Origin of the sequence: Pseudoalteromonas sp. J010 (assembly GCF_003934235.1) — a bacterium.
In the GTDB taxonomy this organism is placed as follows: Bacteria; Pseudomonadota; Gammaproteobacteria; order Enterobacterales; family Alteromonadaceae; genus Pseudoalteromonas; species Pseudoalteromonas peptidolytica.
In genome coordinates, this window is record NZ_RDBW01000047.1 from 22653 (window position 1) to 37438 (window position 14786).

Genomic DNA, 14786 nt, shown 5'->3' on the forward strand with positions numbered 1-14786 from the left:
AAAAAGTGGTACGTTGTATTTGCGAGATACGCTTTTAACTCAGTGATTATTATTGAGATTTGTTATATGTTAGATTTTTAATCTGCTACAAATTTAAACAAAATAATAAATTCCAAATTTTTAATGGAATAAAAGGTAACATGATAGAAATTAATAATATTGATAAGTATTTTTCTAAAAATGCTTTATTTAAAAACTACTCTCAGAAATTTACTCATGATAAAACCTGCCTGTCTGCGCCCAATGGTATTGGTAAAACAACATTGTTATGTATGATTGCAGGAGTAGACATTGCGTTCAGCGGACAGATCTTGTTGCAAAATAAAGAAGTGAAAAAACGACAAAACTGTGTCGCGTTAGCTTCGGATAATATCCCTTATCCTAGTTTCTTACCTGCTAAAGAGTTACTAAATCTCACGTCGACAGCATGGCAATGTGACTTTCCAGCCGAGCTTATTCACGACTTTCAATTTGACCCATTTTTAAACACGCGTTACGAAGACCTATCCTCTGGTAACAAAAAGAAGCTTCAGCTTATAAATGCGTTGATGCGTAATACACCTTATCTACTATTGGATGAACCCACGGCAGCTTTGGATGCAGCAGGTTGCGAATATATCGTCGAAGTGGTCAGCAATTATGAAGGCATGGTGCTGATGACAAGTCACGAACCAGAGCCATTTCTACAAGTAGGTTTTCACTGCGTGCCGCTAATTCCAAAACCGAGCAACTGATATGCTTTATTATTACCGTTACAGAAAAGCATCTTTTGTTTTATCTCTCCAAGGGATTGGCCAACAGATACAACAATTTGGTCTTATGATTGCTGCGCTGTTCCAAATCTATTTACTAGGCTTTATTGCGATATTATTTATGGGGATAGGTAAAATAGTTGAAAGCGATAGTCCCGCGACACAGGTGCAAATTGCGTGGGGATTACTTGCAGCGCAGAGCTTTATTTTGTTGGTATTTCGAGATGCCGTGCTGGACTCGACACATCGTCGCTATCATCACACCATATTGACCCAAACGATTCATCAAAAGCTAGCCGATGGCGTATCTCTGCTTATTGTTCATCCTTTATTATTGATGAGTTTGATTATTTGTTATTCGATGGGACTTGAGAAACTGACACAAGCATGGCAGCTAATATTGTTTGTCGTTACGCAGTTTTTTGTCGCACTTTGTTTTATTTATCGTCCGCTTGGTACTGGAAGTGGGTTGTTACTTGCGGCGGCCATAGCGCTATATGCGACTAACATTACGTGGTATTTGGTTGCTTTAAACCTAATCATACTGGGATGTTCAACGCTGCTGCCACGCACACTCTTGATGTCAATATCCGTTACGGGGTTAGCGACATTTTGGCTAAGTTTTGCCTATAACCACTACTTTGTGCTGCTTTGGCGGATTGTGTTGAGTGCTCTGGTGCTGTGGCTTGGTGTAATTTTAGAAACTGAACGTCCAGATTTAGTTGCCAATTATGTGCCGGGGCTTGTGACTTTAATTTTATTGTGGTGGTCGAGCCTGGCTATCGATCTAAAACCTGAGATATACGGTCGTGTGGCATATTGGTTGAGTCTCGATAAACTGCAGTCGGCTAAGCAGAGCATTTGGATAATTGTCCTGACGGCAGCGATTGGCTTTTCCGTACCGGTTTATATTTTGTTAGGGATGACTGTAGTCAGTTTATTGCCTTACGTTTTTCTACCACTGTTGGTGTTAAGTGCATTAAAAGGTCCACAACATTTAGCCATGACTTGGCTCAGTACTTTAGTACTTAGCTATACAGCGTTTGTGCTTTGGTAATACCAACTGCTAATTTGCAGCTTCAGAAAGGCGAGTCAATTTTTTGATATCGCCTTCGATACTCTCCATTTTCGCGATGAGCAGATTGCCAAGGGCGTCGATATCGTAGTGCCAGATCAGGTGGCCTACTTTTTTAAGTGTAGGCTGTTGCGCTGGCATCAATGTGAGTTGCCAAATGTAGTCCTCTTTTGACCAAGCAGATTGCCAATAGATGTCGTTGTCACGAATTCTTAAGTTACTAAATTGATTAGTTTGTTTTTGACTTAGCGAGTATTTATTTATTGCTTCTGAGTCGCTTTCGAAGAGCGTCTCGTACTCAAGCAGTAGGGGCTGTTGTAGCACAAACCAAGTTTGTCTTGTGGGGTGATAAAAGACAAAATCCGCTGCGCTTTGATGGCTACTGATAAGCGCCCCAGACAAACTGTATTGATTTAAAGTTTCACCGTCATAAGCCCATAGTGTCTGTTCATCAATCCAGCCCATGCCTTTGACAGGCTGACTCAGTTGAGAGTCGAACTGGGTGAGTGGACGTTTTCGGTCGTATATCACTAAATCGTTATCACGGTTTGAGGCCAAATAGTTTAGCTCTGGGCTCCATACTAAAAAGCCAACGTACTCATGTCCCTGATGAAAAGAAAGCTGGCTGATTTTATCATCGCGATAAAGATACACTTCGCATACGCCGCTGCGCCTAGACATAAATGCGGTTTCCCCCAAACTGTTTGTCAGTGGCAGGTAATCGATGCTTGAGCTTGAAAATAAAGGGAGGTTGTCTCGGTCTTTAATATTAACTTGGAAGCTTTCTAATGCGGCAAAAATATCCCCATGTTGATCGCTTGAAAAGCTTGTATAAAGGCCAATCTCCGTTTCTTTTATCGCCTGAATGTCACCGTCTCTAAAGTGTCGTGACAGGCTACCATATTGACTCGCAATCACGGCTTGATGATAAGTATCAAATGCCACGGAAGTCACAGGGGTTTGCCATTTTATATGAACCGTGCCATCGAGTGTTTGAAGTCTTGCCAGCCTCTGTTTATCTTGCACTAAATAATAGGTTTTGCCTCCCCAACCTCGAATTGCCATTTTTAACTGCTCGTTGGTTGCCAAAGCGAGTGGCAGTTTGACCATTTGATGGGACTCTAGCCGGTAAAGGTGCGCTGCTTTGGCATTGTATTGGCCGAACGTTAAAATAAGTTCCTTATCATTTTTCCAAACAGGTTTAGTACCAACTTGGCAGGGGATAATTYGAGAGCTGTGGAAAAATTGCCCCGCAGCAGTCATCACGTGAAGTTGACAGCCACTACCTTGATATTGCCAGAACGCCAGCTTATCTGAGTCGGGGCTCCAACTTGGAAAACTAATACGAGAGTCGAAATGATGTGCATTTAATTGATAACCTTGCTTGTTGGCAATCACAAGATGAGTAAAATCTTTAATGTAGGCGATGAGATCTTGGCTTTGGTGTGCATCAACGTCAAATTCAAGGCCTAGATCATGGCTAAGGCTCGAGGTTTCGTAGCGTGATTGAGTTTTTTCGGTCGGTGTTTGATTAAAAAAGGCGATTGCGCCAAAGCATAACACTGCCATAACGACGGCGCTAAAAGAGAAAAAACGGGACTTGGTTATTGTTTTTACGGGTTTTATCGTATGCTGAGACACCTTATCATGGCTTGTAAGTGGCGCGATAAAGCGATAACCCCGTTTGGGGATAGTTTTGATATAAATCGGATTTTTAGGGTCATCCCCAAGCACTTTTCGCAGTTTAGTCAGTAGCTGATAAAGGCTATTAGGTTCGACAACCGCGTGTTGCCATAGCTTCTCAGTAAGCCAATATTTCTCTAGTACTTCGTTATGATGCTCAATAAAAAGTGCGAGTAACCTTGCCATTTGTGGCTCAAGTTTTACGGTTTCTTGGCTTTGCCTATGTGTTAGGCAGTCTTGCTGGAGATCAAACTGCCAATGTCCAAAACAAACCATCTCTACTTCCTGTGCCTGCACGCTGAGTACCAATTTCAATAATCAAAGCCAATTGTTCCTATAACGTTAGCGTTTCTTAAGATTAAGTCAATGTTTATAAAGGTTAAGTCAGCTTTCTTCAGAAAAAGTTAAGAACTTTTTACGGCAAAGTTTGTTGCAATAGCAGGCATAACTCTGAGGAAAGTATGTATGAATAAAAGCAATAAATTTTGGCTTGGTTTAAGTTATCCCATGATGGCAGGAGCTGTACTTGCGGACCCTATTGTGATTGATGGTAAGTTAAATGAAGCGCAGTGGGGTTCTGCTACGCACTTTGAACAATTTGTTCAGGTTGTGCCTGTAACTTTGGCATCTGCCAATGACAAAATTACAGCAAAAGCCTTTGCAACCGCCGACGGTGTTTATATTGGTATTAAAAACTTCCAACATAAAGCCGAGCGTAAGCGACAATTCAATATCCATGACCGCTTTATGCAAGCTGACTTCAATCGGGTAGTTGTGGACTTTTCAGGTGACGGCAGTAGTGCATATCAATTCTCGGTGACATTAGGTGGCGGCTCTCAAGATGGTGTTGTAACCCCGAGCTTAAACGTGGATTACGATTGGGATGGGGACTGGCACTATGCTAATCACATTGACGATACGTATTGGACCACAGAATTATTGATCCCTTGGCATACTGTATCGTTTCAGCCGGGAGATGAGCTGGGGCTTAAAAATATTGGGGTTTCGGTACAGTTGTATGAGCTTAAAAGTAATTTTATCTATGCAAACCATGAGGATACAACAGCAAATAACGACTTTTTCTTGTCTATGCCAAAGATCGCAGCACACATCCCCGCGCATTCTCAATTGGCATTTGTGCCTTACTTTGCGCATCAAGCTCAATTTGCACCTCTAAGCACGTCGCCTTCCGAGCGCCAGCACCAGTCCGATGTTGGTTTTGATTTATTCTACAAACCTTCTCATCATCAGAAGGTAAGTCTTGCTGTGAATCCTGATTTTGGTCAGGTGGATATCGATGATGTTGATGTGAATTATTCGGCCGTGGAAACGCTTCGCACCGATAAACGTCCATTTTTCACCCAAGATATCAGCCTGTTTGAAGTTGCTGCACTTGAAAGCACTAAGCTTATTCATACTCGTCGTATAGGGGCATCAAGTGATGATGGTACACGTACAATCACCCCCATAGATGCGGCGCTACGATTTGTACATAAAGGTAAGTCGGTACAATTTGGTACTTTTGCTGTGTCTGAGTCGGACTTTTCGGATGATATCGGTAAGCAGTTTTTTGCCGCAAGAGCTAATTATCGCACGCAAGATTGGCAGGCTGGTGTGCTTGCAACCAAAACAGACAGACCGTTTCTTGAGCGTGATGCCACAAGTTATGCCCTTGATGGCCAGTATCGTAGTGATACTTGGTCTTTCAAAGGTGCGCTATTACAAACTGAGGTAGAAACACAAAAGCAACGTGTTACAGGTGAAGGTGTATCACTAGAGGCAGAGTATCAACAGTCGTTACAGACAAAGTTCGCTGCGCGCTACTTTGCTGTGGATGACGAATTTGATAATCGTGATCTCGGTTATATGAAACGAAACGACTGGCAGGTGAGTGAGCTTTATGGTGAATACTCGATGCACCCAAAAGACAGCTGGTTTACCAGATTAAAGCAGTCACTCACATTAAGACATGAGCAAAATAATGCAGGAACAGGCTTAGCAGCCAGACAAGCATATTTAGCGCAGTTTTTGCTGGCAAATGGTGGTCAGCTCAATCTCGGGCTAGATTATTACACCAGCGGTAAACAAGATAATTTAGGGCGAGGCACAGAGATGTTTGAGATGCCAAGCCGCGTGGAGTCTCGGGTATTTTATCAAAGTCCTTATGTGGGAGATTTTTCTTGGGCTGCAAGTATAGAGCTTGACCAGGAGGGAATATCAGGCTCAGCACAGCAGTACGCCGTGGATTTGACGTGGATGCCACATTATAACTGGAACCTTAAGTTGAGTAATTTCTTTAGAAGCGGTGATGGCTGGCTAATGGCAAACGGTCACAACCGCTTGAGTGAATACGACAGAGATGAGTTTTCCAATAAATTTGAATTTAATGGCCGGATCACTGACAACCTTGAGCTTAGTGGTTCACTACAGTGGACGGTACTTGAAGCGCAAAGTAAGACGATTTATCAACTTACCAACGGTGAGCTTCGCGAAGTTCATGGTGACACGAGTTTTGACGATAGGCGCTTAGCGAGCCAGATAAAACTGCGTTATCGCATGGGTGCATATTCAGACATTTTTTTAGTGTATCAACGAGGAGGAGCAAACTTTTCGACACTTGAAAAGTCGCAGGTTGGGCGCAGAGATTGGTTTGGTAGTGTTGCCGATTTATGGCAACAGCCAGTGCAAGACTTGGTGACGTTTAAGGTACGATATTTATTTTAAAACACTAACGCTAAATCACTAGAGCTGTGTTCCCCCAGCTCTAATACCAATTTTCTTAATTAAGTGGTCTATTTTGAGGCGAGAAAATCTTGTCGATAACCAGGCAAAAATTTTGCTATTTAGTTGTTCTAAATAAGAAATTTTTAACGCTGTTAGCGTCAGATTTATTCCTTCAAATTGAGCAAGTATTAAGTCAAATTGGTATAATCTGCCAAGAAAAAAGGTCAGAAAACTCTGACCTTTATCCACGCTAATTGCTAGGGTAGTATGAACACTACCTAAACAAAAATAGTTATGCTGCGTCTGCCTTGGCTGACTCTTTGGTTCTCGCTTTACCAGCAAGTAACTCTTCAGGGTCAAAGTCATCAACGTTGATAACGGCAAGGCGTTTTGCTTCAACGGCAGTTAATTTCGCTGCTTCGTCTTCGCTTAGTACGCCAGCTTCAAGCCCCATTGCTGCCACTTTATCAAGCTGCATAAATGGTAACTTTTTACCAGTACCACGGCATACCTTTTCAAATAAAGGCTCTACGGCAAGAATGTCTTTTAGCGTTTGTTCTTGCTTACCAAGCAAGCACAGAGGCTCGTCTTTTAAGTAGATGTGTGTTGCAAGACGGTCACGGGTTTCGCTAGGTACTTGAAGTAGCTGAGCAAGTTTATGCTCCATTTTGTCGGTTGGTTTACGAACCGGACGACCAAATGGGAACAATACCACTTTCAATAAGCCACGTAATGCAGCAGAAGGCATATTGTTAATTAAGTCAGCAAGGGCACGTTGGCAAAGATATAGGTGCTCTTGACAAGACCATTGCACAAACGGTAAGTCTTCTTTACGACGACCTTCATCGTTATAGCGCTTAAGCGTTGCTGAAACTAAGTATAGGTAGCTTAATAAGTCGCCTAAACGTGCAGATATACGCTCTTTACGCTTAAGTGAACCACCAAATACAGCCATACAAATATCAGACATTAATGCCAAAGATGCACTGTAACGGGCAGCATTACGGTAATAAACCGCGGTTTCATCGTTAAATGGTACTTTGGTGAAACGTGCACCGGTCAGTGCTAGCCATTTAGTTCTTACCAAGTTCGACATGGTGAAACCGATGTGACCCATCAGGGATTTGTCGAAGCTGTCAAGCGCTTCTTGTTTATCCTTGATAGAGCAAGCTTCAAGTTCAGCTAGCACAAATGGATGGCAACGAATAGCGCCTTGACCATAGATGATCATGTTACGGGTTAGGATGTTTGCACCTTCTACCGTAATTGCAATTGGTGCGCCTTGGTAACCACGGCCAACATAGTTATTCGGACCTAGACAAATCCCTTTACCACCATGAATATCCATAGCATGGATAGTCGAAGCTCGCATTTGCTCGGTTAAGTGGTACTTCAAAATGGCAGAAACTACTGAAGGTTTTTCACCTAAATCTACCGCGCCAGTTGACATGGTAACCGCAGCATCAGAGCTATACGCGTAGCCACCCAGTTTCGCAAGTGCCTCTTCAATCCCTTCCATTTTACCAATAGGCAGTTTGAATTGACGACGAATACGACTATACGCACCACTTGCCACTGCAAGAGATTTAATACCACCGGCAGAGTTTGAAGGAAGCGTAATAACACGACCAACTGACAAACACTCAACCAGCATGCGCCAGCCTTGTCCTGCCATTTTTGCGCCACCAATAATGAAATCCAGTGGTACAAACACGTTCTCACCTTGTGTTGGACCATTTTGGAATGGCACATTTAGAGGGAAGTGGCGACGACCAATTTTTACACCTGGTGTGTTAGTAGGAATAAGGGCACAAGTAATACCTAGCTCTTCTTTATCGCCCAGTAAGCCGTCCGGGTCACGCATTTTAAACGCCAGACCAAGTACAGTCGCAACGGGCGCTAAGGTAATATAACGTTTGTTCCACGTTAAGCTAATACCCAGCACTTCTTTGCCTTCCCATTCGCCTTTACACACAACACCAAAGTCAGGGATAGATGAAGCATCAGAGCCCGCTTCCGGTGACGTTAATGCAAAACAAGGGATTTCATCACCCACTGCTAGGCGAGGTAAGTAATGTTCTTTTTGCTCATTAGTACCATAGTGTTGAAGTAGTTCACCTGGGCCTAACGAGTTAGGTACGCCCACGATAGACGATAGTAAAGTTGATTTACTAGTAAGCTTTTGTAGTACACAAGATTGCGCGTAAGCTGAAAACTCAAGACCACCGTATTGCTTTTTGATGATCATCGCAAAGAACTTGTTGTCTTTTAAGTATTGCCACACGTCTTGCGGTAAGTCCGTCAGCTCGTGCGTAGCTTCCCAATCGTTAAGCATGGCACACACTTCTTCAACTGGGCCATCCAAAAACGCTTGCTCTTCAACGCTCAAGCGTGGCTTTGGAAACTGATGAAGTTTATCCCAGTTTGGGTTACCACAAAATAGGTCGGCTTCCCACCACGTAGTACCAGCATCAATCGCTGACTTTTCCGTTTCTGACATTGTTGGCGTAACTTTTTTGAACGCTTTAAATGCCGGAGCCACGATGTACTGCTGACGCAGGTTCGTTACTGAAAGCGGAATAACAATCGCTAAGAAAATTAACCAAGAGATAATGCCGAATGCACCCGCAAAGGTGCCAACGAGCATAGTAACTGCTGCAATCCCGATAGCGGTATTCCAGCTTGCGCGATGATAACTTGCTGCACTGAGCAAGACAATCAAAGCGAGAACAAATATAAGTGTCATGTTGTTCTTCCTTATAAGAGGTCTGACCACCCAGTTAGACTAGCTGGTTAACGCTGATATTTCAAGCGTCTTGATATCATCACGATTAATTAATTGCAGTCTGTTTGTGACAATTTATTTACGTGTGCCACACATAATTGAAAATCACCGTGAAACCAGCTGTATTTTTAACTTCAGTGGTGTTAGATACCTTAAAAGTGTAAGTAACGTAGTGCAATGTGGCGAAAATGCACATGAATTTTCTTTCAAAAAATCCCTAGTTCTGTCCACTATAATTGCCAAAACTTCATCTAAGGTTGATATTGAAATCTATTATAAAGCTTCTACACTTTGGAGTGCCTTATCTGAAAAGTAATGTATTGATGGACTGCAAAGGAATAGCAAAATAGTGTCATCTACTCTTTCGGTGTTGGTATTACATGCTCACTTTTGCTAGAGCAGTTGGTAACTGATTTATCTTTCATTTTGCCACTGATTTCTCGCGTAAAGTGGTAATAGTTGTTGTCTATGTTAAGGAGAAACAAGATGCAACAAAGTATATTTTGCCTCATTATTATTTTAGCCTTCGTTGCGATGTTAGCGGCTTTTCATTTACTTCCAGAAGCTGTAATTTTTAATGTTTTTAGTAGCTTATTTGCAGCCTTGATTGGCTATCGTTCATACACTCGATGGGCACTTTTGTTATGCTGTATCAATGTACTCGCGATGACCTTTTGTCCCTTACTTGACTCTGGTGGTTGGTTAAGTCTTAAAGGTGCGGTGGTGTTTGTATGTTGTGTGATGTTTTTTGCGATCGCATTTGGATGCAATAAGGAAGTAGCTCAGAATAAAAGGTTTTATTATTAGTTACCTACCTTGCCATGTTAGACTCCCGTCAGTGAACAGTTTTCGCACTTGAACTTGATAAAATTGGTTATAGGGAACCCCGATGCGTATATTAGCCGATCAAAATATGCCCCTGGTAGAGTCTTTTTTCTCAGATATTGGTGAAGTTATCCGTTTTGATGGCCGCAACCTGCGCCCAGAAGAATTAAGCGATGCTGATATTCTCCTTACTCGTTCAGTGACTAAAGTGAATGAAGCCTTGTTGGCAAAGGCCAAGCAACTTAAATTTGTTGGCACAGCGACTATCGGTATTGACCACATCGACACACAATTACTGGCAAGCTCAGGTATCGCATTTAGTAGTGCACCTGGGTGTAACGCGATTGCAGTGGCAGAATATGTGATTAGCGCTATCATGGCCTATGCACAAGAAAGCGGCATTTCCTTGCAAGGGAAAACCATTGCTATTGTCGGGGTTGGGAATATTGGTAAATGTTTAGCTGCAAAAATTGGCGCGTTGGGCCTCAAAGTATTGCTGTGCGACCCGCTAAGATACCAAGACGGCAGTTTGGACTCTCATATCGAGCTTGATGATGCACTCAAGGCCGCAGATATTGTTTCATTTCACGTTCCACTTGTAAAAAATGGTGAGCATAAAACCATACATTTATTGAATGAAGCACGAATTGCGTCATTAAAGCCAGGTATGGTGTTAATCAATGCAAGTCGTGGTGATGTTATTGATAACCAAGCTTTATTAAGGGCGCTAGAAGGCGGGCAGGCGTTAGAGTTGGTACTGGACGTGTGGGAGAATGAACCTAATATTTTGCAATCACTACTACCATACGTACGTTTTGCCACTGTACATATTGCTGGCCATACACTCGAAGGCAAAGCGCGTGGTACACAAATGCTATATGAGGCGGTTTGTAATACGCTAAATCTTAAGCCGCAAAAAACGATAACTGACTTTTTACCTAAGCCTAGTGTTACTGCATGTAAGCTGCAAGATACAGCAAACGAGAACGACTTACTAAATTTGGTACATCTGGTGTATGACGTCCGTCGCGATGATGGCATCATGAGAGCTAAGTTAACTTCACAAGGGTTTGATGCTTTGCGTAAAGCATATCCTGTGCGTCGAGAATTTAGTACAATTGAATTAAATGATGACTCTCCAATCAGTGACAAGCTTTATCAGCTTGGCTTTTCAAAGTGCAGCAGCTAATAACTTGATTGGTATATTACAGAATTGAGGAAGAACAATGTCGCAAAAATTTAATGTTGCGGTGCTTGGGGCAACAGGTCTTGTTGGTAAGCAGATTATAGAACTATTAGCAGAGCGAAAGTTTCCAGTGGATACACTTTATCCGTTGGCGAGCAGTCGCAGTGCGGGTGAAGAGATTGACTTTAAAGGTGAAAAAGTAGAAGTCATTGATGTTGAAACTTTTGATTTCGCGAATGCGCATATTGGACTGTTTTCTGCCGGAGGTTCGGTATCAGAAAAGTACGCGCCGATTGCAGCGGAAGCTGGGTGTGTTGTGATAGACAATACTTCTCACTTTAGATATGACTTTGACGTACCATTAGTTGTTCCCGAGGTAAATAAGGAAAGCTTAGCTGACTTTAGAAATCGTAACATCATCGCTAATCCAAATTGCTCTACAATTCAGATGTTGGTTGCACTCAAACCAATTTATGATGCGTATGGCATCGATAGAATAAATGTGTCAACGTACCAAGCAGTATCAGGGGCAGGTAAAGAAGCTGTTGATGAGTTAGCCAAGCAAACAGCTAACTTAATGAACGCAAGACCAATGGAAAATGAAGTTTTCACGAAACAAATTGCGTTTAACGTTATTCCACAGATTGATGCTTTCCAAGAAAATGGCTACACCAAAGAAGAAATGAAAATGGTGTGGGAGACTCAAAAGATCTTAGGTGACTCTAGCGTGTTGGTAAACCCAACAGCAGTTCGTGTCCCTGTATTTTTTGGTCACGCCGAGGCTATTCACCTTGAAACACGTATGCCTTTTGATCTAGAGCATGTAAAGCAGTTATTGGCGGATGCACCTGGTGTTGAGTTAATTGAAGATGAAACCGATTACCCAACACCGGTCAGCGACGCAAGCGGTAATGACACTGTATACGTGGGTCGAGTAAGACAAGATATTTCGCATCCTCTAGGGCTTAATCTATGGGTTGTTTCTGACAATACTAGAAAAGGTGCGGCAACCAATAGTATTCAAATAGCTGAAGCATTGATTGAAAGTTATCTTTAAGGAGCTTTGTTAAGCCGGTCCCCCCTTAAAGTTTTTAAAATAGCTGGCCATTGCGGCAAACTTATGCCAATAAGTTTGCCGAAAAGTCAATTAGTTGACTATTCTTCTATATTATGCTTTTTCTACATCAGCAAAAAGCATTACAACCATGTTAACTTTCAATACGTTGCAATGGATATTCAGGTGTAACTGGTTTATAGTTTGCATTTGGAATAGAGCTTGCTTCAAAGCCATAATAATAAAATGTCGTTTAACGAGTGTTAAACATTTGAGTAAAGGATCGGCATGCGCGGTTTAGCCTTTTTTAGTATCTTTGTATTCGCACTACTTGCAACACCGGTATACACCCAAGAGGGGGTAGTGTTAAAGGGCCCTAAAGGGGTTGATTACGGGGCTCAAGGTCGATCTATAGGGCCTATCAGACCCACGGATACACTATGGCGAATAGCACAAAAAGTGCGTCCGGACGATTCAGTCACTATTTATCAAGTGATGAAGGCCCTCTATGACAAGAATCCGAACTCATTTTTAGATAAAAACCTCAACCACATGCAGTACGGTACCTACCTGCGCATTCCAACCATTAATGAAATCCGCAGCGTAGATCCTACGCTTGCCAAGCAAAAATCCGATCAGGACGATAGGTTGTGGGACATGAAACGCAAAGGGCTGCTAAACCCTAATGCGATAGAGCAAGCGGATAAAAAAGTCACACAAGCGCGCAAAGTCGACGTTGAAGAAGCAAAAGAAGACTTAACCAACCAATTACGCTCTTTAAAAATGGAGCAAGATATGCGGTTGATGGACTTACAAAAAGAGTTCAAATCTTCAGTGCGCAATGTAGAAGAGATCCTGTCAGAAAATAATAAGTTGAAGCAGCAACTTGGTGCGATTTCCACAGAACTTCAAACAGTACGAACTCAGCTTGGTAAAGATAGTGAAATACAACAACAACTTAAAGCGGTAATCGACCTGCAAAATGAAATGATTGAACAGCAGGCCGCGCAGGCAAAAGCTGAGGAAAGTGACGGTTTGGGAGATTTCTTCAGTTCTATGCCTGGTATTGCGTTGTTAGCGACTTTACCAGCACTACTAGCGCTTGCTGGGTTCATTATGTTTATGCGCAGAAAAAACCAAGCACCTCAAGCTGAAGACGATGATGAGTTTTTACCAAGCACACCTGCTGCGGCAGGAGCCACAGCCGCAGCAACTGCTGCGACATTTGCAGCAGAGCCGGATCCGCTAGATATTGGAGTCGGTGATGAGGATACTTTAGGAAGTAGTGTTCAACTGGATGATGACATACTGCCAGAGGATGATGAGATCACATTTGATTCTCTCGACGATGATTTTGAAGATGGCAACGATACACTAGATCAAGATGAACTTGATAGCTTACTAAATGAAGACATTTCGTTTGACGACAGTCATGAAGAAGACTTTATGCAGCAAAGCTTCGAGGACTCTAGCGATGAGATCCCTCTAGATGTTGACGATAGCAATGATATCTTGAGTGACGGTGATTTAGACGATCTCTTTAATGAGCCTCAGGATGAGGAGGTCGACGTTAGTGATGATGCGCTGGCTGCATTGAGTGAAGAACTAGCTGATGAACAAGTCAGTGCAGAAACTAACGATGACATTGACTCCATTTTAGATGGTGCATTGGATGAAGAGCCTGAATTCAATGGTGACCTTGAAAACGAAAGTTTAATCAATGCTGATGATATTGATGCTTTGTTGAACGAAGCACAAGATGAATCGCAACCAGAGCTGGAAGAAGAGCCGGATATACTTGCAGGGGATGACATTGATGCTTTGTTGGACGAAGCACAAGATGAATCACAACCAGAGCTAGAAGAAGAGCCGGATATACTTGCAGGCGATGATATTGATGCTTTGTTGGACGAAGCACAAGATGAATCACAACCAGTGCTGGAAGAAGAGCTAGATATGCTCGCAGGGGATGACATTGATGCTTTGTTGGACGAAACACAAGATGAATCACAACCAGAGCTAGAAGAAGAGCCGGATATACTTGCAGGCGATGATATTGATGCTTTGTTGGACGAAGCACAAGATGAATCACAACCAGAGCTGGAAGAAGAGCTAGATATGCTCGCAGGCGATGACATTGATGCTTTGTTGGACGAAGCACAAGATGAATCACAACCAGAGCTAGAAGAAGAACCGGATATACTTGCAAACGATGATATCGACGACTTGTTGGACGAGCCATTAGCAGAACCTCAACCTGAGCTTGAAGATGAATTAGAGGTTGATGCAAACGATGATATCGACGACTTGTTGGACGAGCCWWYAGWAGAACCTCAATCTGAGCTTGAAGATGAATCAGAGGTTGATACAAACGATGATATCGACGACTTGTTGGACGAGCCWATAGAAGAGCCTCAAYCTGAGCTTGAAGATGAAYTWGARGTTGAWGCAAACGATGATATCGACGACTTGTTGGACGARCCATTAGCAGARCCTCAACCTGAGCTTGAAGATGAACTTGAAGTTGAAGCAAACGATGATATCGACGACTTGTTGGACGAGCCATTAGAAGAGCCTCAGGCCGAGCATGAAGATGAACTAAACGCTGACACAAGTGGTGACATCGATGACCTAGTAGACGAACCGTTAGTAGAACCTCAACCTGAGCTTGAAGATGAATTAGAGGTTGATGCAAACGATGA

Annotated in this window: 10 protein-coding genes; 7 read left to right on the plus strand and 3 right to left on the minus strand. The window is 42.6% G+C overall.

Annotated features, from left to right (window positions below):
- The first annotated feature begins 140 nt into the window (after positions 1-140).
- The gene (locus EAG18_RS20325) at positions 141-734 is read left to right on the plus strand and encodes an ATP-binding cassette domain-containing protein (protein WP_125254189.1); all 594 of its coding nucleotides are present in this window, start codon (positions 141-143) and stop codon (positions 732-734) included.
- Between the two features lies 1 nt (position 735).
- Positions 736-1809, plus strand: a complete 1074-nt coding sequence (locus tag EAG18_RS20330; protein ID WP_125254190.1) for a DUF6136 family protein — start codon at positions 736-738, stop codon at positions 1807-1809.
- 9 nt (positions 1810-1818) lie between these two features.
- On the opposite strand, the gene EAG18_RS20335 is transcribed toward EAG18_RS20330, so the two are convergent.
- Complete coding sequence (locus tag EAG18_RS20335) at positions 1819-3786, minus strand: winged helix-turn-helix domain-containing protein (protein WP_125254191.1); 1968 nt, start codon at positions 3784-3786, stop codon at positions 1819-1821.
- Positions 3787-3975: 189 nt separating this feature from the next.
- Between EAG18_RS20335 and EAG18_RS20340 the strand changes: the two genes are divergently transcribed.
- Entirely contained in the window at positions 3976-6234 is a 2259-nt protein-coding gene (locus EAG18_RS20340) for a DUF5916 domain-containing protein (RefSeq protein ID WP_125254192.1), read from the plus strand.
- 18 nt (positions 6235-6252) lie between these two features.
- On the opposite strand, the gene EAG18_RS22465 is transcribed toward EAG18_RS20340, so the two are convergent.
- Positions 6253-6483: a hypothetical protein gene (locus tag EAG18_RS22465; protein ID WP_125254193.1), complete on the minus strand. Its 231-nt coding sequence runs from the start codon at positions 6481-6483 to the stop codon at positions 6253-6255.
- A 43-nt stretch (positions 6484-6526) separates the two neighbouring features.
- Entirely contained in the window at positions 6527-8980 is a 2454-nt protein-coding gene (fadE, locus tag EAG18_RS20350; RefSeq protein WP_125254194.1) for an acyl-CoA dehydrogenase FadE, read from the minus strand.
- 525 nt (positions 8981-9505) lie between these two features.
- On the opposite strand from fadE, the gene EAG18_RS20355 reads away from it, so the two are divergent.
- The 4 genes from EAG18_RS20355 to EAG18_RS20370 all read left to right on the plus strand — a co-directional run.
- On the plus strand, positions 9506-9826 hold the full coding sequence (locus tag EAG18_RS20355; protein ID WP_125254195.1) for a DUF6419 family natural product biosynthesis protein: 321 nt from the start codon (positions 9506-9508) through the stop codon (positions 9824-9826).
- Positions 9827-9908: 82 nt separating this feature from the next.
- A complete protein-coding gene (locus EAG18_RS20360) occupies positions 9909-11033 on the plus strand; it encodes a 4-phosphoerythronate dehydrogenase (RefSeq protein WP_125254196.1) in 1125 nt (374 codons plus the stop codon).
- Between the two features lie 37 nt (positions 11034-11070).
- Positions 11071-12087 carry an aspartate-semialdehyde dehydrogenase gene (locus EAG18_RS20365; RefSeq protein WP_125254197.1) on the plus strand — a complete coding sequence of 339 codons (1017 nt, stop codon included), beginning with the start codon at positions 11071-11073 and terminating at the stop codon, positions 12085-12087.
- 285 nt (positions 12088-12372) lie between these two features.
- The coding region (locus EAG18_RS20370) for a FimV/HubP family polar landmark protein (protein WP_275557353.1) at positions 12373-14786 on the plus strand (2414 nt) is incomplete at its 3' end.